Here is an 18,754-nt window from a genome sequence, read left to right as displayed (position 1 = left end):
GGGTGCTGATGAATGGGGCCTATGCTGATGAATGGGGACTGTGCTGATGACCAGAAGCGCAACTCGCCAGGACGGTCTGGGTCGCCGCGTGGTGATCACCGGCATGGCAGGCTTTTCGCCGATCGGCAATGACTGGTCGACGATTCACGACAACCTTGCTCGGGGTGCCAGTGGCATCCGGCATATCCCGCAGTGGGGCATCTACGAAGGCCTCAATACGCGCCTGGGCGGACCGGTCGAGGAATTCGACCTGCCAGCGCATTATCACCGCAAGGCGCTGCGCAGCATGGGGCGCGGTGCTCGCATGGCGACTCGTGCCTCCGAGCTGGCGCTGGAAGACGCCGGGTTGCTGGGGGATGATCTGGTCAGCAGCGGTGCTCTGGGAATCTCCTACGGTGCCTCGGCCGGAGAGCCGGACGCCATGGCCGATTTCGGCAACATGTTGATCCACAAATCGACCGATGGGCTCAATGCCAACTCCTATATTCGGATGATGGCGCATACCGCACCGGTCAATATCGGGGTCTTTCTCGGCGTCCGTGGTCGTATCCACACGACCTCCAGCGCCTGCACCTCGGGCAGCCAGGGAATCGGCTATGCCTACGAAGCCATTCGCTTCGGCCGTCAGACCGCCATGATCGCCGGTGGCTGCGAAGAGCTTTCGGCATCGGAAGCGGCGGTATTCGACACCCTGTTCGCCACCAGCACCCGCAATGACGCCCCCGACACCACCCCCCGGCCCTTCGACAGTCAGCGCGACGGTCTGGTGATTGGCGAAGGCGCGGCGACACTGATCCTGGAAGATCTGGAACACGCTCTGGCCCGTGGTGCGCACATCCATGCCGAGGTCGTCGGTTACGGCACCAACAGCGATGGCCGCCACGTAACCCAGCCGGATGCCACCATGATGGAACGCGCCATCCGCGATGCCCTTGCCGACGCCAACCTGTCCGCCGAGCAGGTCGGTTATATCAGCGCCCATGGTACCGCCACCGATCGCGGCGATATCGCCGAATCCCATGCCACGGCGGCGGTTTTCGGCAATCGCAAGCCGATCAGTTCGCTGAAGAGTTATACTGGACACACCCTTGGTGCCTGTGGCGCTCTGGAGGCCTGGGTGGCCATCGAGATGATGCGTGAAGGCTGGTTTCATCCGACCATCAATCTCGATACACCTGACCCGAAATGTGCTGAACTCGACTATCTTCGCCATGAGATGCAACCCATCGATTGCGACCATGTAATGAGCAACAATTTCGCCTTCGGCGGCATCAATACGTCGCTGATCTTCCGGCGCTGGTCCTGAGACCGGCAGCCACAGGGAAAACCATGTATCGACCGATGGAGATCGGCAGCAAGAGATGACGCTCCCGCCTCCATCACCCGGACACCAGCATCTTTCACCCAAGGGAATGCCACCATGAAAGCAGCAAGATGGTTATCCACCGCCCTGGTCATCGGCAGTATTGCCATGGCCTCCTCCCAGGTGTTGGCTCGTGACACACCGTATTACCTGCCGATTCAGGATGTCATCGACTCACCCGAGGGTCAGGAACGGCTCAACTCGAATATCCGCTTCGTGTTCAGTCCCACCGACGCCGGCGAAGTGATCGAGGACCACGGCCCCGTGGTCACCAACCGCAAGACCAATGCCTTCAACAAGACCGATGAAGAAGCCTGCCGCTGGGTGATGCTGTCAGCGTTGATTGCCCTCCAGGATCGTGCCAGAGAAGAAGGCGCCAATGCTGTCATCAACATCGAGAGCTTCTACGAGCAACAGCCATTCGAATCCAGCACCGAGTACGAATGTCACGCCGGTGCCCTGATGGCCGGTGTCGCCCTGCGTGGCCAGGTCGTCACCCTGCCCTGAGGCAGCGTTGATGGTCATGCCCCCCCGTCTCTCACTGGCGGGGGAAAGCAGTTGCCAGGATGGGCAGTGTGCGTCGCAGCGCGGCCGCGAACTACTCAGCCAACTGGCTGCGGACCAGGGACTCGACTGTCCGGTCAGCGCCTGGTCAGCTCGCGGCAACGGGCCGGTATCTCACCCGGCGTTGCCGGCGGGTCATTACCCGATCATGAGCCACCGTCGTGGCCTGGTGGTCGCAGGCCTGGCCAACGGCCCTGTCGGACTGGACCTCGAAGTCCCACTTCCCCGTCATCGACAGCGCCTGACCGCACTGGTCGAGATGCTGCCGGATACCGATATACGCTCCACCATTCTTGAGGCGCCGGATCCCCAGGCCGCTTTCTACCGTGCCTGGACCCTGTACGAATCGCTGTTCAAGCTGGCCTGGCTGGAAGGCCAGCAACCCAGTCAGGTATTGGCGATGCGCCTGACCAGCCTCGCTCCCCTGGGGGAAATCCACTGCTGGTCGAGCCAGACCCCAGAGGCAACACTGAGCCTGTGCAGCCGTCACCCCGAGCTCGAAATTGGTTGGGCGAAATGGACAGCCACGAGCTTCGAGCTTCAGGCCACGAGCTACCCAGCGCCATCCAATGAGATCGGTTAGGTGCCCAAGCAACGAGCGCCGAGTCGCGAGCTGTCCAGTGCCGCCCCACGGATCACAGACAAGCATCGGGATCAGGACCTACTTACGACCCACATGGACGTGGGAAGTGCGTGTTCGTGTCGGGAACACGAATAGCCGACCCACATGGACGTGGGAAGTGCGTGTTCGTGTCGGGAACACGAATAGCCGACCCACATGGGCCAGCTCGTGGCTCGTGGCTCGTGGCTCGTGGCTCGTGGCTCGTGGCTCGTGGCTCGTGGCTCGTGGCTCGCAACATTACCTTCGTCTAGTTGCGACAAATGTCAGACATTTATAAACTATTATCCGACAATTATTCAGCAGACGTTGAGCACCCAGTTACATGGCATCAGCATCCACGACAGGCCCACTATCCCGCCTACCCCAGCAACAGGTGGGCGATAGTGCCGGTGAATTGGCAGATTGCCTGGCTCAGGCAATCCTTTCCGGTCACTGGCAGGCAGGCGAGGTCTTCCCCCGTGAGCTGGATCTGTGTCAGCACTTCTCGATCAGCCGCAACCGCGTCCGCAACGCGCTGAGCGAACTCAGCTCTGCTGGACTGATCGAACGTACTGCGGGGCGGGGTAGCGTGATTCGTGACATCGGTGACTGGCATCTGCTGGCGCCACCGATGAGTCGCTGGATGGCAAGGCTAAGCGAGCCTCACCCTCGTCTGATTCATGAAGTCTTCGCCTTCCGCCTGGCCGCCGAGCCCTATATCAGCGAACTCGCCGCGACCCAGGCCACAGGCGCTGACCTGGCACGTATCGAGGCAGCTTTTCGTGGCATGCAGAGCAGCGCTGGACGGCGCGGTGAACGCCTCGCCCACAGTGAATATGATGTGGCCTTTCATGAGGCCATCTATCGCTCCAGCCACAACCTGGTCTGGAGTCAAATGGGCATGCTCCTGCGCCCGGCCATCATGGCGTTGATCCAGCGATCCCATGACCAGGCGCTGGATCTCGACGAGAGCCTCGACTGTCACCAACGTCTGCTCGATGCCATCCGCCTGCGCCAGCCCGACGACGCACGCGAGGCCACTCAGCAACTGCTTCAGCGCACCGCTCAGGACCTCGCCATGGATCAGGTCACCACTACCGCTCTTCCCTCCAGCATCATTCAACCCAGGCGCTGAATGCCACCAGCGCTGCCGATACCGAGGATCACCGATGAAGATCACCAAGCTCAAGACATGGCAGGTTCCCCCGCGCTGGCTGTTTCTCAAGATCGAGACCGACGAGGGCGTCTACGGCTGGGGCGAGCCCGTCATTGAAGGCCGTGCAGCCACCGTCGAGGCCGCGGTGCACGAGTTGTCCGATTACCTGGTCGGCGAAGACCCGCGCAATATTGAGCACCTGTGGAATGTGATGTATCGCGCCGGGTTCTATCGCGGCGGCCCGATTCTGATGTCAGCCATCGCCGGTATCGACCAGGCGCTATGGGATCTCAAGGGGCGTGAGTTGGGTGTCCCCGTGCACCAGTTGCTCGGCGGCAAGGTACGTGATCGCATGCGTATGTACGCCTGGACCGGTGGCGACCGCCCCTCCGATGTTGGTACTGGCGCCAGAGCGCTGGTCGACCAGGGCTTCACCGCCTTCAAGATGAATGGCACCCCCGAGATGCAGATCGTCGATACCCATCGCAAGGTCGACGAAGCCGTGGCCCGTATCGCCGAGGCTCGTGATGCCGTCGGTCCCGACGTCGGCATTGCCGTGGACTTTCATGGCCGCGTACATCGCCCCATGGCCAAGACTCTGATGCGTGAGCTCGAGCCCTTCCATCTGATGTTCATCGAGGAGCCCGTGGCACCCGAGCACCTGCCAATGCTCAAGAGCATCGCTCAGGATCTCGCCACTCCCATCGCCACTGGCGAGCGCCTGCATACACGCTTCGCCTTCCGTGACCTGCTGGCCGATAACATGGTCGACATCGTTCAGCCGGATCTGTCCCACTGCGGTGGTATCAGCGAAGGGCTCAAGATCGCCACCCTTGCCTCAGCCTATGATGTAGCCCTGGCACCACACTGCCCGCTGGGCCCGCTGACGCTGGCCGCTTCACTGCAACTGGACGCGGTGTGTCACAACGCCTTCATTCAGGAACAGAGCATGGGTATCCACTACAACAAGGACAACGACGTACTCGACTATCTGGTCGACAAGTCGGCACTGGCCATTGAAGATGGCTTCTGCGCGATCCCCGAAGGCCCGGGCCTTGGTGTCGAGATCAACGAGGAGTTCGTCGAGGAGCGTGCCAAGGTCGGTCACCGCTGGCGCAACCCGGTGTGGCAGCATGAAGATGGCTCCGTAGCGGAATGGTAAAGAAGCCACGAGTTTCGAGCGGCGAGCAGCGAGCTGTTCAACGCAGAACTGATGGTACACGGGCCATAACCGATTCGGAGTTACCAGCATCTTACGAATCAGGTGTCAGGCGGTGAACATGGAAAACCACTGAACGACTCGTAGCTCGTAGCTCGTAGCTCGTAGCTCGTAGCTCAAAAGAGGACTCTATATGACCAATCATCAGCCACCCTCACCTTGCCTGGGCGAGGCTCGGGTGCTCCATGACACGCGCTGCGAGCTGGGCGAAGGCCCCAGTTGGGACGCCGCTCGTGGCGAGTTTCGCTGGCTGGATATCCTCGGCCGCCAGTTGCATCGCCACCGCCTGGACGACCACGAGCACCAGGTGATCGACCTGGCGCAATTGACCTCCTTCGCCGCCCCACTGTCCGATGGCGACGACCTGCTGGTCACTGAGTTCGGCCTGATGGTGATGGAGCATGCCCATGGCGGTGTCTCGCCATGGCGCGAGGTCGAGGCCAGCAACGACCTGACCCGCAGTAACGATGCACGGCTCGACCGCCATGGTGGCCTGTGGTTCTCGACCATGGGCAAGGCAGCGCAGCCACAGGCGGGCACGCTCTATCGCTTCCATGAAGGCAAGGTCTTCATTCTGCGTCGTCAGATCAGCATTCCCAACGCGATCTGTTTCTCGGCGGATGGGCGTCATGCCTGGTTTGCCGATACGTCCACCCAGCAGGTAATGCGCTGGACACTTGATGACCAGGGCTTTCCACTCCGCGAAGACGGTCAGCCATTCGATGCCGATACGCAGCCAGAGCAGCTGTCTCTCCCCGAAGTCTGGGCAGATTTCAGCGACGACATCGGCAGTCCGGATGGCGCCGTGATCGACGCAGAGGGCTATATGTGGCTGGCACTCTGGGGAGCAGGACGCGTAGCGCGGCTGTCGCCGGAGGGCAAGGAGGTTGGCCATATCAAGGTCAATGCCAGCCAGCCTTCATGCCCGGCTTTCGGCGGGCCGAACCTTGACGTGCTGCTGATCACCACTGCGACCGAAGGGCTCGATAACCTCGACGACGGACGTCTGCATGGCGCCACCTTTGTCCTCGAGCTGAAGGATATCCTGCCCGGCGTGCGCGGTCAGGCAGACGAGCCACTGCATATTCGCTAGCGGCATGCCTCCGGCCATGAACGACCGGCTGTCGCGATACGTCGGTCGTTCTCCCAACTCCGCTCCTTCATGGTCGTTCCCGCATATTCGTTCTTGCATATTCGTTCTTGCATAACCCAGGCGAACCGACGAGGGTAAATACCCTTACCCTCTCGAGGAGCGCCTCATGTCATCCCCGACCCCCGAACAGCCGCGTGTCGCTATCGTTACCGGCGGTTCCCGTGGAATCGGCGCCGATATCTGTCGACGCCTTGCCAATGATGGCTTCGCCGTCATCATCAACTACGCCAGCAGTGCCGAGCGGGCCGAATCACTGGCCGAGGAAATCGAAGCTCAGGGCGGGCAGGCCATCGCACAACAGGCGGATGTGGCCAGCAGCACTGACGTGGCCCGCCTGTTTGATGTCGCCATGGAACAGTTTGGTCGTGTTGATGTACTGATCAACAATGCCGGTGTCCTGACCACCATGCCATTGGCCGAAGTCAGTGACGAACTCTACCGCCAGCACTTCGACACCAACACCCAGGGCACCTTCAATACCCTGCGCGAAGCAGCATCACGTCTCGAGGATGGTGGACGCATCATCAATGTTTCCAGCTCGGCACTGGCCCTCAATCTCCCCGGCTACGCTATCTACAATGCCACCAAGGCAGCCGTGGAGTCCTTCACTCGAGTCTTCGCCAAAGAGCTGCGGGGCCGCCGCATCACCGTCAATGCCGTGGCGCCGGGCCCAGTGGATACCGAGCTGTTCCGCAGTGGCAAGACCGCCGAGCAGATCGAGAGCTTCGCGATGATGGCGCCCCTGGAGCGACTAGGAGAACCACGGGATATCGCCGGAATCATCGCCTTTCTGGTGTGCCCGGAATCCGAATGGATCAATGGTCAGATCCTGCGTGCCAATGGCGGTATTGCCTAACAGGCATCGGGGGTGTGCCCGGCAGGGTCTTCGCCGGGCTCAGCTCCATGTTGATGGCGGGCGGCATGTTCATGCAGCCACTCGCCCATCGCTTCGGCAACCAGCGGCTTGCTGTAGATGTACCCCTGCAGCGTCGTGCACCCAGCCTCCTGCAGAAACCTCGCTACCCCTACACTTTCAACCCCTTCGGCCACCACCCGTAATTCGAGGCTACGTGCCAGTTCAATGGTCGAGGATACGATGACTGCGGCTTCCGACTGTGGCGTGAGGTCGTGCATGAAGGACTTGTCGATCTTCAGTTCATGTACCGGCAGTCGCTTGAGTTGTGCCAGCGACGAATAGCCGGTGCCGAAGTCGTCAATGGCCAGCTCCACCCCCATGTTCTGCAGTGCCTGGAGGGTGCGAACCGAGCGTTCCGGAGACTGCATGATGGCACTTTCGGTAACCTCGACACACAGACGTCGCCCTTCGATACCGTAACGTGTCATCACCGCGCGAACCCGTGCCACCAGGCCGGGCTCCTCCAGATCCATGGCTGACACATTGATCCCCATGCGCAGATCCAGCCCCTGCTCCAGCCATTGAGACAGTTGCTGACAGGCACTGTTGATCAGCCAGTTGGTAAGACCCTGCACATTGCCGGATCCCTCGGCCAGACCAATGAACTCATCCGGAGAGATGTTACCCAGCGCAGGGTGCCCCCAGCGCATCAGTGCCTCTACGCCGGTCACTCGCCCTGAAACAGCATCTACCTGAGGTTGAAAGCAGAGCTGCAACTCGGCCCGCCCGGTGGCGTGCTGCAGGTCTCGCACCAACGTCAGACGCCGCAGGTGATGCTCGTCCTGGCCGTGCAGATAACAGCGATGAATGGAGCGTTCGGCGCGCGCATGTTCGAGTGCGATCTCGGCGCGTCTCAGCAGCAGATTTGCCTCACGGCCATGCTCGGGAAAGCGAACTTCGCCCAGCGCACACTGGATGCTCAGTGGTGACCCTGCCAATAGAATAGGCCGCGTCAGTCGACGATAGGTGTCGGCAATCCATAATGGAGCGACACGTGGCACATCCAGCAGTAACAGGAATTCATCACCACTCAGGCGATAGGCACCACGCTTGGCAGTGGGCAGTGCCAGCAACCGTTCTGCAAGTGTCCGCAATACCTGGTCCCCCAGCTCATGGCCGAAGGTATCGTTTATGCGCCGCATATGGTTGACGGTCAGACGCACCAGCGTAAAGGGAGTCCCGGTGGCAATGGCCGCTTCAACGTCTTCATTGGCCTGGCCCCGGTTACCGAGTCCGGTCAATTGATCCAGACGGGACTGCCGATGCAGCTCGATCTCCCGTTGGGCAATATCATCCTGCAGTTGAATCAGGGTGCGCGACAGCAAGCCTGCTTCGCCTTTCTTCGGTAGGCTCTCGGCGTCCAGACGTTGTCCTCGCCCGACACTCCTTGCGGCCCCCACCAGGCTCCACACCGGCAGACTGGCACTGCGCGCAATCAATATGGCAACCACAACCGTAACGAGAAAGGTGGCAGCGAAAGTCTCCAGCAAGTGGCGGCGCAAGGCACGAAAAGGGGCAAACAGCTCCTCGAAGGACTGCCGGGCCACCACCTCAATGGTCCCATTGGTCCCCTCTTCAACGATGTTACTTTTCTCCAGCCAGGGCTCATCGGCCGCGGTTGGCTGTAACTCGTCCAGACTACCCAACGACGACCGGATGCTGGCCTGTTTCCCCGTCAGTCGTGAAATCTCATCGAACAGCGCGGGACTCAGCAGAAAACCGAGAACCAGAGAATGAGCTGGCTCGTTGCTGTTGAGTCTGCCAACAGCCAACTGATGGAAGCGACCACCACTGGCAACGAGCTTAACACCACCCAGTGATTCATCATGATCGCGTCCCAACGACGACACCTCGCCGATCATGGACAGTGGTAGATGTCGGCTGGCCAGAATTCGGCCATCTGCATTCCGCAACGCGGCAATATCTGCCCCACTGCGCTCCATCGCTTGATCCAGCAGACGGTCGGCGTCTTCCGGGGTCAGGGTGCCAGGAATGTCAAGCGAGCTCGCGATACGTTCCACCCGATCACGTCTCTGGTCAGCGCGACTGTCCAGTAAATGCCTGGCCACCGTCAGGCTGACACTCAGCTCCTGTTCCGCGGTATGCAGGGTACTGGCCCTGAGTGTGCTCAGCACTTCCCAGCCCACTACCAACTGCACACTCGTAGTCAACAGCAACATGACCAGCATCAAGCGGGTACGAAAGGACATCAACGTCACTCCAGAACGTCAGCAGACCAACAATCCATTGCCGACGCATACTGCGCCAAGTTCCCTGGCGACTAACCTACTCTTTATGTGGCATATATCTTACAAGAAAATTAGCGAATATATTACACATTGTTACCTGAAGTTACATTTGTGCTCGAAGCAGCATGATCATGTATTCAGCAACCACACAAAGGCGATCTGGTACCCTGTGCCTTCAGACTTCATTGAGCGTTGAGGATATGGCAGGAACATCGTCGCGCAGACGTCCCTATCAGGTAGCAGAGACCATCAAGGGCTGGATCGTGGACCGCCAACTGACGCCCGGTGACCGACTACCCAGCGAGAGTGAGTTGATGGCGACCCTGGGCGTGTCCAAGGGTACGGTGAGGGAGAGCACTCGTGTGCTCGAAGCCCAGGGGCTGGTGGAAACGCGTACCGGCCCGGGCGGAGGCGTGTTCGTGCGGGAGATGAGCGAATCACGTGCCATAGCACTGTTGAGCCACTACCTGTACTTCAAGGACATCTCGATACGCGATATCTACCAGATTCGACTGGCACTGGAGCCGGAGCTGGTCGCGTCATTGGCGGGCAATGTGGCGACAGAAGACCTCGCCCGCCTGCGCGAGAGTCTACACAGCTACGCGGAGTCGGCTCTGGATCTGGAGACCGAACGCCAGCAACATATCGATTCGCTGAATTTTCACGAGGAGCTGGCAGCACTCTCCGGCGGTAATGCTCTGCTGGCCTTCATCATCCGTTTCACCGCTCAGGTGCTGTCGGACCTTACCGTCTACCGGCGGCTCTACGAGCCAGGCGACCACCACATCGGCCCCAGCGGTTGCCGGTACCACGGCTGGCTACTCGATGCCATCGAGGATGGGGATGCCGAACGTGCCCGCGAACTGATGCGCGAGCACCTTATCGATGCCCAGGCCATCATGAACGACAACGAGGCCCAGATGAAGCGCGGCTTCCTCCATGAGAGTAGCGATCGCTGATATCAGGGCCAGTTACCGCTATCGAAAGCCTGGGACCTCAAGATCCGACAGAAACTGCATCAATACCCGAGTGGCGGCATCACCATCAGCGGCGGTGATGGCTTCATCGGGATGATGGCTGAGCCCATCGCGGCAGCGCACGAACAACATGCCGATATCGGTCAGCTCACACATGGCCAGGCCATCATGGCCAGCACCGCTGAACAGCGGTTCCGCGGCTTCGCCGGTCCGTTCACAGGCTTGCTGCAGGGCATTGATCAGCCAGGGCGCGCAATCCACCGCCTCCGCTGAATAGGTCTGCTCGGTGTGCAGTTCGAGTTCGTAGCGACCGGCAATGGCAGCAAGGGCTTCGAGTATCGTCTCCCGGCCACGGGCCCGCACCTCCGCGCTGGGCGAGCGTAGCTCGAGAGTGAAATTGACCTCGGAAGGAATCACATTGACGGCATTGGGCCGCACATCGAGCTTGCCCACCACTCCCACGAAGTCTTCGGTGGCATGCAGCACGCGATTGGCCTCGAGAATCATCTCCGCTGCGCCGACCAGCGCATCCCTGCGGCCTTCCATCGGAGTGGTTCCGGCATGCCCGGCCTTGCCGGAAACCTGAACACGATGGCGTTCAATGCCGGTCAGTGCGGTCACCACGCCCAGCGCATGGTTGCGTTTCTCGAGCACGGGGCCCTGCTCGATATGCACCTCGACATAGCCCAGTACACGGTCTCTCGAACGCGCCAATGACGCAATGGCAGAAGGGTCACCGCCGAAAGCCTCGATGGCCTCCTTCACGGTCACTCCCTGGGCATCAGTAGCTGCCAGGCAGTCATGATCAAAGTTTCCAGCCAGCGCACGACTACCGATCAGCGTCGACTGGAAGCGCGTACCTTCCTCATCACCGAAGGCCACCACTTCCACTCCATAAGGCAACTCATGCCCTTCGCGGCGCAACTGCTCCAGGGCCAGGATCGGCAATGCCACACCCAGCATGCCATCATATTTGCCGCCTTCCACGACCGTGTCCTGATGCGACCCCATGATCAAGGTCGGCTCACCGGCGAGAGCCCGGTCACTGCGCCCCACCAGATTGCCGGCAGCATCCAGTTCCGGAGTCAATCCGGCAATGCGCATCCAGTCGGCAATCACCTCCAACACCTCGCGGTGTTGTGGCGAGCAGAACAATCTTGTGACCCCCGGCCCCGGTTCGGAACAGCGGGCCGCCTCATCGAGGCGTTGCAGAAGCGTGTGGCCCAGATCAGATGAGGTTGATGTCATGATGATGGTCTCCAGATGAGAGGGTATTGCCCATCACCCGCCCCATGCATCGACAGGAGCGGGTCGGGCCAGCCGTGCCTACAGCACGGCTGCTATTGATTGGGCAGGGAAGCCAGAAATTCCGCGAAACCCGGCGCGCGCACCTGATTGACCAGCGACCGCAGTTGATCCAGCAGATCGCCGTCGGACCAGTCCACACGCAGGTCAAGCGGTGCCGCCGAGAACGACTCGATGCGCAGCGCCGCCGACCTCGTGCCACGCACATCGCCACCAGCCCCCAGTGCCTCTGCCAGGCAGTTCACCAGGCTTTCCAGCAGATGGGATTCATGGCCCGGCCGCCAGGCTGGCTCAGCAGTCCCGGCCAATACGGCCGATGAGTTCTCACAGTTATCGCGGACAAAACACTCGAACAGCGCATCCACCACCTGTTCCCCCGCCAGCAGATTGCCGGCCACCGCGATGCCAGTCGCCAGCCGAGAGGCCACACAGGGAAGATTGTCCGCGCCACTATGCACGGCTGCTCGGCCATGTGAGTCCATGACCAGACACTGACGACGCGGGGCTCCTGCATCCCGAGAGATCACTTCATGCAGCGCTGCCGTCGCCTCACTGCCCTGCTTGAGCAGTGAGCGCAGCTCGCTGGGGTACCAGGGGTTGGTCGACAACCCCTGAGTCGCACAGCCGCCGATCCCCCGCCAGGCATGATGCACATAGCCACCGACCGCCACTCCACCGGTGGCCGTCAGCGCAGCCACTGTCCCGGTACGAGCATCGACATGCAGCAACGACAGTGTCATGGACTCAGTACCCCACCATGTGCCCGAGTATCAGAGCCGCCCAGCACAGGACGTATACCAGCACCATGAATGGCAGGATCGCCTTCAGCCACTTCTCGTAGGAAACACGCCCCAGCGCCAGCATGGCGAGGGTTCCCCCGGAAGTCGGTACGATCAGGTTGGTCAGACCGTCACCGACCTGGAAGGCAGTGATCATCAGTTGGCGGCTCATGCCCACCAGATCCGCCACCGGAATCAGAATCGGCATGGTGACCAGTGCCTGCCCGGAGCCAGAGGGTACGAACAGGTTGATCACACCCTGCACGACACTGGCCATGATCGCCGACAGCGAAGCGGGAATCCCCTGAATCAGTCCGCTGAGACCATGGACGATGGTGTCGATGATCTGGGCGTCCTTGAGAATCACCTGGATGGAAGCGGCCAGACCAATGACCAGCGCACCGGCCGTTACACTCGAGGCACCTTCCATCATCTGCTTGACGATCTCGTTGGCGGAAAGGCCATTGACGATACCGATGACAATGGCAATCAACAGGAACATCCCGGCAATTTCGTTGATGTACCAGCCCTGGGTGAAAACACCGACCAGCATGAGCGCCAGGCCACCAACAAATACGCCCAGCGTCCACTTGTCACGCTTCGACATACGGTATTCCGCCAACGACTTGCTCATCGCCCTGGCATCATCCGGCTCATCGAAATCCATGCGCGTCACGAAACGACAGATATAGAACGACAGCAGACCCAGCGCAGCCAGCACCAGCAGAGTGCGCAACCAGGCGCCCGAGAAGGTCGGCAGCTCGGCAATCCCCTGAGCGACACCAACGGTATAGGGATTGATCGGAGACAGCGCAAAGCCTACTCCGATGCCACCCACGGCCATGGTGGTCCCCACCAGACTCGAACAACCAATGGCACTGGCAATCAGTACGGCAATCGGCACCAGTGCAATATTGTTTTCGAAGCCAACGGCAACCCCGAAGAAACCATAGATGAAGGTACCCACCGTAATGATGACGTTGCGACGCTCGACTCCCGCACGATGCACGGCAACGCCGATGGCATTCTCCAGCGCGCCGGTCTTCTGCAGGATATGAAACAGCCCACCGGCAATGAATACGATGAACAGATAGAGCGAGGCCTCATTCAGCCCCCGGGGAATCGCCACGAAGATATCGAAGGGCGATATCGGCGCAACGTCGGAAAGGTAATGAAAGGAATCCGCCACCACACGGGTGCGGCCATCCTCCACCACCCGCTCGTATTCCCCCGCAGGAATCAGGAAGGTCAACGCATAGGTTGCCAGCAGAATCAGAAAGATCAGCACCATGGGGTCGGGTACTGTGCGGTACCACTTCTTGCGCTGCGTCAGCGCCTGGTCTCGCGTATTCATGTGATTGTCCTTGTTGATAACGCAAGGGTCCCGTATCGCGACTTGCCTGCGGCTTGCGGTACCGGACACCGAAATGGAACAGACACCCCGACCATCCGGGGCATCGCCAAAACCTTCACGACCAGTGAATCATGAAAGACAATTTATCATGATAAATTGTCTTTCAAAGCTATCACTCCCTCTGGTCGATGCGCAAGATGGGAAGACGCAATTGGCACGCATGAAGCAGGCCGCTACGAGCCACGAGCCACGAGCCACGAGCCACGAGCCACGAGCCACGAGCCACGAGCAGTCCAGTGTCGCCCCATGGATCGCAGACAAACCCAGCTCCGAGACACGAATTTCGAGCTACGAGCAGATCAGTGCCATTCCAGCTCCGAGACACGGGCTTCGAGCTTCGAGCAGATCAGTGCCATTCCAGCTCCGAGACACGAGCTTCGAGCAGATCAGTGCCAAACCGGAAATTCCGTCCATTTCTTCAGGGTTCGGGGGTTCGGGGGTTCAGCTCGAGCGTAGCGTGCTCGTAGCTCGTAGCTCGTTGCTCGTTGCTCGTTGCTCACAGCGAGTCCCCCACCCTCAACCCATGCTGCTTGAGTTTGCGCACCACGCTGGGTTGGCTGATGGACAGGCGTTCGGCGATGGCATAGGTCGAAGACAGCTCACTACACAGCCGGGCGAGAATGTCTCTCTCCACTCGGGCCAGCACCGCCTTGAGCCCTTCGCCTTCCTCCAGACTTTGAGCCACGGGCGCCGAAGGCTCGGATGCCCCGGCTCCCGGGATGAAAGCGTGGCTCTGGACATCACTGCCGGAAGGTGCAAGGACTTGAGCATCGATGACATCCTCACTGGCCAGCCAGGCCCGCTCGAGAACATTCTCGAGTTCTCGCACATTACCCGGCCAATCCCAGCCCATCAGCAATTGCCAGACATCTCGGGACAGGATCTTGTCACGCCCATAACGTTCATTGAGTCTGGCCAACTGACGCTCGACCAGAGCAGGAATGTCCTCGCGGCGTTCACGCAGCGGCGGCAGAGTAACGGGAATGACATTAAGGCGGTAATAGAGGTCGAGGCGAAACAGCCCCTGTTCTACCCGCTCGGCCAGATCCTGATTGGTCGCGACCACCAACCGGAAATCCACGCGCCTTGACCGTGAGTCGCCGAGCCGAGTGATACTGCCATCCTGAATGGCCTTGAGCAGTTTGGTCTGCACTCCCAACGGCAACTCGCCGATCTCATCGAGGAACAGGGTGCCTCCCGCGGCCTGCTCGATCAGTCCAACCCGTCCCCCGGGCGCCGCACCGGAGAAGGCTCCCTGGCAATAGCCGAACATCTCGGATTCGAACAGACCTTCGGGAATGGCCGCACAATTGACGTCGAGGAAGGGGCCGCTGCGTCGCGAACTCCAGCGATGCACCAGATGAGCAAAAGCGGTCTTGCCGACACCGGATTCTCCCTGCATCAACACCGTGGCGTCGGTTGGCGCCACACGTTTCAACAGCAAGGCAATCTCGCGCATGACCCGGCTCTTGACCTCCAGCTCACCGACCTCGGCCTCGATCATGGCCACCTCATCCTCCAGGCCCAAACGGCGCTGGAGGTGATCGCTGAAGCGCTGCTGCAGCAGCGCATATTCCTGTTGCAGCAGCTGCAGATCCGTCATGTCCATGGAGCGACTGACCACCGCCACCAACTCGCCTCCCTCGAATACCGGGTAGGCCTGAGCCACGACACGTCGCCCCGTGCTGGTCTGCTGTTCGAGTTGCGCCGGCTGACCGGTACGCAATACCTCAAGGCTGACCGAGGGCTTCAGCACCCCCGACGCCTCGAGCTGCTGGACCGTGGACGAACACAGTTCTTCGCAGGATATGCCGTAGACCGCCGCCGAGCCGGGGCTGACATCGCGGATGCGGCCGTCGGACTCCACGATAAAGAAGTGATCATGGGCCGTTTCGATGATGGTGCGCAGAATCTGGCTGTCGAAGTCGCTCATGCTGTATATACCGCTCAGTCTGTTTCCCCGCCGCTCAGGGCGGTTTCCGCGAGAATCGCTCAAGGCGGTTTCCACAAACCCCGCTCAGGGCTATTTCCACAAACCCCGCTCAAGGCGGTTTCCACAAACCCCGCTCAGGGCTGTGATTCAAATGTGGATCATTGATCCATAATTGTATCACTGCTGGAGCGATAACGATCAATAAATGAATCACGGAGTGGTTTTTCGTTAGTCTCCTCGTTGTAAATTCTGCTCCTGGCTGAGCTTCAGCCCCCTTTCTTATGTTGACGCTATAGACCTTGGTCGCATGATGTAGAGCATTGGCACGCCAGCTGCTTGGTACTGGTCATCGTTGCTATTCGACTTGTTATTCAAGCCCAGGTTATTCAAGCCCTGGCTATTCAAGAACCTCTGTGACGCAAACCGCCTCCGCAGACAAGATAAGGAAGCCCTCATGAGCGAATTCAATCAGCCCCTCGGTGGCAACACCATGCCGCGTTCCGGTGGTCCGGCGACCATGATGCGTCTGCCGACTCAGGAAACGGCCCAGGGCCTCGATGCCGCCTTCATCGGCATTCCCATGGATATCGGTACCTCCAACCGTCCCGGCACTCGCCTCGGCCCGCGTCAGATTCGCGATGAGTCCCGCATGCTGCGCCCCTACAACATGGCCACCCGCGCGGCGCCCTTCGACAGCCTGCAGGTGGCAGATATCGGTGACGTGCCGATCAATACCTTCAACCTGCCGAAGAATCTCGACATCATCAGCAACTTCTATGATGAGGTTCTTTCCCATAACTGTGTGCCGCTGACACTTGGCGGCGACCACACTCTGACCTGGCCGATCCTGCGCGCTATCGCCAGAAAGCACGGCCCCGTCGGCCTGATCCATATCGACGCCCATGCCGACGTCAACGAGCACATGTTCGGTGAGGAAGTTGCCCACGGCTGTCCGTTCCGCCGCGCCCAGGAAGAGGGTCTGCTCGACAGCAAGCGTGTGGTACAGATCGGTTTGCGGGGCACCGGCTATGCGGCGGAAGACTTCGACTGGTGCCGTGATCAAGGCTTCCGTGTGGTTCAGGCCGAGGAATGCTGGCACAAGTCCCTCGCACCGCTGATGGCAGAGGTGCGTGAGCAAATGGGCGATGGTCCGGTATACATCTCCTTCGATATCGACGGCCTGGATCCGTCAGTCGCGCCTGGCACCGGCACCGTCGAGATGGGTGGTCTCACCGCTCAGCAGGGCCTGGAGATCGTCCGTGGTGCTCAGGGCCTGAATATTGTCGGCGGTGATCTCGTCGAGGTCGCTCCTCCCTATGACCCCAGCGGCAATACCGCTCTGATGGGCGCCACACTGCTGTACGAGATGCTGTGTGTCCTGCCGGGCGTCAAACACCGCAGCTGATCGCTCGACACTGCGTCAAACGGGCGCCGCCCAGTCCAGCTTCGTACAGAGCTTCTTGTACAGGACCCTGGCGGCGCACTGATATTACAAGACCAACGAGTGACACTTATGTCTTCACAACTGCACTCTGCTGACAGACTCGCCAATGATCCGGCGCCGGTCAATTTGCCTGGGATACTCAAGTTCGCCATCCCGTCGGTGATCGGTATCCTGCTGTTTCTGGTGCCATTTTCCACCGGGGAATCGGTCAACATCGGCATGGGCATGGCCGCCGACTGGCTCAAGGCCACCCTGGGTGAAGCACTTCCGGCCATTGCCGTGGCCGTTCTCTGTCTATCCGCCATCATCAGTCTGCTGGTCTCGTTGACCAATCCTGGCTGGGCCCAGCACAAGGCCATGCAGGAACTCTTCAAGGTCTCGCCGTTGTGGCTGGTGACCCGTGTGCTGGGCGCGCTGTTCGGCATGCTGACCTTTTTCCAGATGGGGCCGGAGATGATCAACTCGGCCTACACCGGCGGCGTCATGCTCAATGACCTCGCCCCGGTATTGCTGACCTTCTTCTTCTTCGCCGCCATTCTGCTGCCGTTTCTCGTCGACTTCGGTTTCATGGAGTTCATCGGCAGCCTCGTGCGTACGCCCTTTCGCCTGATCTTCGGCCTACCGGGGCGCAGCGCCATCGACGCTACCGCATCATGGATGGGCTCCGGCACCGTGGGCGTGCTGATCACGACACAGCAATACGAGCAGGGCTTCTACAATGGTCGTGAAGCCGCTGCCATCGCCACCAACTTCTCCATCGTATCGATCGCCTTTGCGCTGCTGGTCACCAGCTTCACCCAGATCAATCATCTGTTCGTACCCTTCTATCTGACCGTAGTCGTGGCTGGCCTGATCGCTGCCGTTATCGTGCCGCGCCTGCCTCCTCTGTCACGCAAGGCCAACACCTATTACGAGCCGGTGGGCTGCCAGATCCACGAAGAAAACACCAGCGGGCAGAACCTGCTGCGCTACAGCCTCGGCATGGCCGTGGCGCGTGCCAGGACAGCTCCGGGGCCCGCCAAGCTGGTCCGTTCGGCACTGTTCAACGTTGCCGACATCTTCTTCGGCCTGCTGCCGATCGTGATTGCCATCGGTACCGTGGCACTGGTACTGGTCGAGCACACGCCGATCTTCGACTGGCTGTCGATGCCGATGGTGCCAGTCCTGGAGTGGATGGGCATTCCGGAAGCCGCCAAGGCTGCCCCCGCCACGCTGGTCGGATTCGCCGATATGTTCCTGCCTGCGGTGCTGGCCAAGGATATCGATAGCGAGCTGACGCGCTTCGTGATTTCCTGCCTGTCGCTGACCCAGTTGATCTACATGTCGGAAATCGGTGCGCTGCTGTTGAAATCGAAGATTCCGCTCAAGCTTTGGGAACTGGTGGTCATCTTCCTGCTACGGACTGCGATCACTCTGCCGATCATTGTGGTGATGGCCCACTGGCTGGTGGGCTGATGCAACGGATGCGGCTGGCCTCCCAGTCGCATCCTTATCGGATAACGCAACGCTCAGCTGCTGAGCTCTTGTGACAGAGGAATTCCCTACATGAGCGGCACCTCTCCCTTCTCTGGCGTGGCGAGCTCCGGCCACAATCCCTGGAGTCTGGTGGCGGACCCTGCATTGGCCCACGACTCACCTCCGCAGCATTCGCCCTTGAAACACTCTCGCCTGGAACACTCGC

15 protein-coding genes are annotated in these 18,754 nt (G+C 60.3%); 10 read left to right on the top strand and 5 right to left on the bottom strand.

Annotated features, from left to right (window positions below; genetic code table 11):
- The first annotated feature begins 46 nt into the window (after positions 1-46).
- From BUE38_RS17140 to BUE38_RS17110, 7 genes are all read left to right on the top strand, one after another.
- Positions 47-1,306 carry a beta-ketoacyl-ACP synthase gene (locus BUE38_RS17140; protein WP_073436561.1) on the top strand — a complete coding sequence of 420 codons (1,260 nt, stop codon included), beginning with the start codon at positions 47-49 and terminating at the stop codon, positions 1,304-1,306.
- Between the two features lie 114 nt (positions 1,307-1,420).
- Complete coding sequence (locus tag BUE38_RS17135; protein ID WP_073436455.1) at positions 1,421-1,870, top strand: excinuclease ATPase subunit; 450 nt, start codon at positions 1,421-1,423, stop codon at positions 1,868-1,870.
- Between the two features lie 10 nt (positions 1,871-1,880).
- The gene (locus tag BUE38_RS17130) at positions 1,881-2,510 is read left to right on the top strand and encodes a 4'-phosphopantetheinyl transferase family protein (RefSeq protein ID WP_174788051.1); all 630 of its coding nucleotides are present in this window, start codon (positions 1,881-1,883) and stop codon (positions 2,508-2,510) included.
- A 361-nt stretch (positions 2,511-2,871) separates the two neighbouring features.
- Positions 2,872-3,663, top strand: coding sequence for a FadR/GntR family transcriptional regulator (locus BUE38_RS17125; protein WP_073436453.1), 792 nt, complete (start codon positions 2,872-2,874; stop codon positions 3,661-3,663).
- A 34-nt stretch (positions 3,664-3,697) separates the two neighbouring features.
- Positions 3,698-4,846 carry a galactonate dehydratase gene (gene dgoD / locus BUE38_RS17120; RefSeq protein WP_073436452.1) on the top strand — a complete coding sequence of 383 codons (1,149 nt, stop codon included), beginning with the start codon at positions 3,698-3,700 and terminating at the stop codon, positions 4,844-4,846.
- Positions 4,847-5,036: 190 nt separating this feature from the next.
- Positions 5,037-5,996, top strand: coding sequence for an SMP-30/gluconolactonase/LRE family protein (locus tag BUE38_RS17115; protein ID WP_073436451.1), 960 nt, complete (start codon positions 5,037-5,039; stop codon positions 5,994-5,996).
- Between the two features lie 166 nt (positions 5,997-6,162).
- Positions 6,163-6,912, top strand: a complete 750-nt coding sequence (locus BUE38_RS17110) for an SDR family oxidoreductase (protein ID WP_073436450.1) — start codon at positions 6,163-6,165, stop codon at positions 6,910-6,912.
- Here BUE38_RS17110 and BUE38_RS17105 read toward each other — a convergent pair.
- On the bottom strand, positions 6,909-9,182 hold the full coding sequence (locus BUE38_RS17105) for a putative bifunctional diguanylate cyclase/phosphodiesterase (RefSeq protein ID WP_073436449.1): 2,274 nt from the start codon (positions 9,180-9,182) through the stop codon (positions 6,909-6,911). The two genes, BUE38_RS17110 and BUE38_RS17105, sit on opposite strands and share 4 nt — an antisense overlap.
- A gap of 239 nt (positions 9,183-9,421) precedes the next feature.
- Between BUE38_RS17105 and BUE38_RS17100 the strand changes: the two genes are divergently transcribed.
- Complete coding sequence (locus BUE38_RS17100; protein ID WP_073436448.1) at positions 9,422-10,180, top strand: FadR/GntR family transcriptional regulator; 759 nt, start codon at positions 9,422-9,424, stop codon at positions 10,178-10,180.
- 18 nt (positions 10,181-10,198) lie between these two features.
- On the opposite strand, the gene BUE38_RS17095 is transcribed toward BUE38_RS17100, so the two are convergent.
- The 4 genes from BUE38_RS17095 to BUE38_RS17080 all read right to left on the bottom strand — a co-directional run bounded on the left by BUE38_RS17095 (position 10,199) and on the right by BUE38_RS17080 (position 15,629).
- On the bottom strand, positions 10,199-11,446 hold the full coding sequence (locus BUE38_RS17095) for an allantoate amidohydrolase (RefSeq protein ID WP_073436447.1): 1,248 nt from the start codon (positions 11,444-11,446) through the stop codon (positions 10,199-10,201).
- 92 nt (positions 11,447-11,538) lie between these two features.
- Complete coding sequence (locus BUE38_RS17090) at positions 11,539-12,243, bottom strand: DUF1028 domain-containing protein (RefSeq protein WP_073436446.1); 705 nt, start codon at positions 12,241-12,243, stop codon at positions 11,539-11,541.
- A 4-nt stretch (positions 12,244-12,247) separates the two neighbouring features.
- On the bottom strand, positions 12,248-13,636 hold the full coding sequence (locus BUE38_RS17085; RefSeq protein ID WP_073436445.1) for a YfcC family protein: 1,389 nt from the start codon (positions 13,634-13,636) through the stop codon (positions 12,248-12,250).
- Between the two features lie 556 nt (positions 13,637-14,192).
- Positions 14,193-15,629 carry a sigma-54 interaction domain-containing protein gene (locus tag BUE38_RS17080; RefSeq protein ID WP_073436444.1) on the bottom strand — a complete coding sequence of 479 codons (1,437 nt, stop codon included), beginning with the start codon at positions 15,627-15,629 and terminating at the stop codon, positions 14,193-14,195.
- A gap of 454 nt (positions 15,630-16,083) precedes the next feature.
- On the opposite strand from BUE38_RS17080, the gene speB reads away from it, so the two are divergent.
- Positions 16,084-17,034 (top strand): agmatinase, encoded by a 951-nt coding sequence (gene speB / locus BUE38_RS17075; RefSeq protein ID WP_073436443.1) that lies wholly within the window; start codon positions 16,084-16,086, stop codon positions 17,032-17,034.
- Between the two features lie 108 nt (positions 17,035-17,142).
- Complete coding sequence (locus tag BUE38_RS17070) at positions 17,143-18,528, top strand: YjiH family protein (protein ID WP_073436442.1); 1,386 nt, start codon at positions 17,143-17,145, stop codon at positions 18,526-18,528.
- Positions 18,529-18,754: the final 226 nt, after the last annotated feature.

This window comes from Halomonas cupida (assembly GCF_900142755.1).
Classification (GTDB): Bacteria; Pseudomonadota; Gammaproteobacteria; order Pseudomonadales; family Halomonadaceae; genus Halomonas; species Halomonas cupida.
Note: the sequence above shows the minus strand (reverse complement) of the source record. Positions and strands in the feature narration are given on the sequence as shown.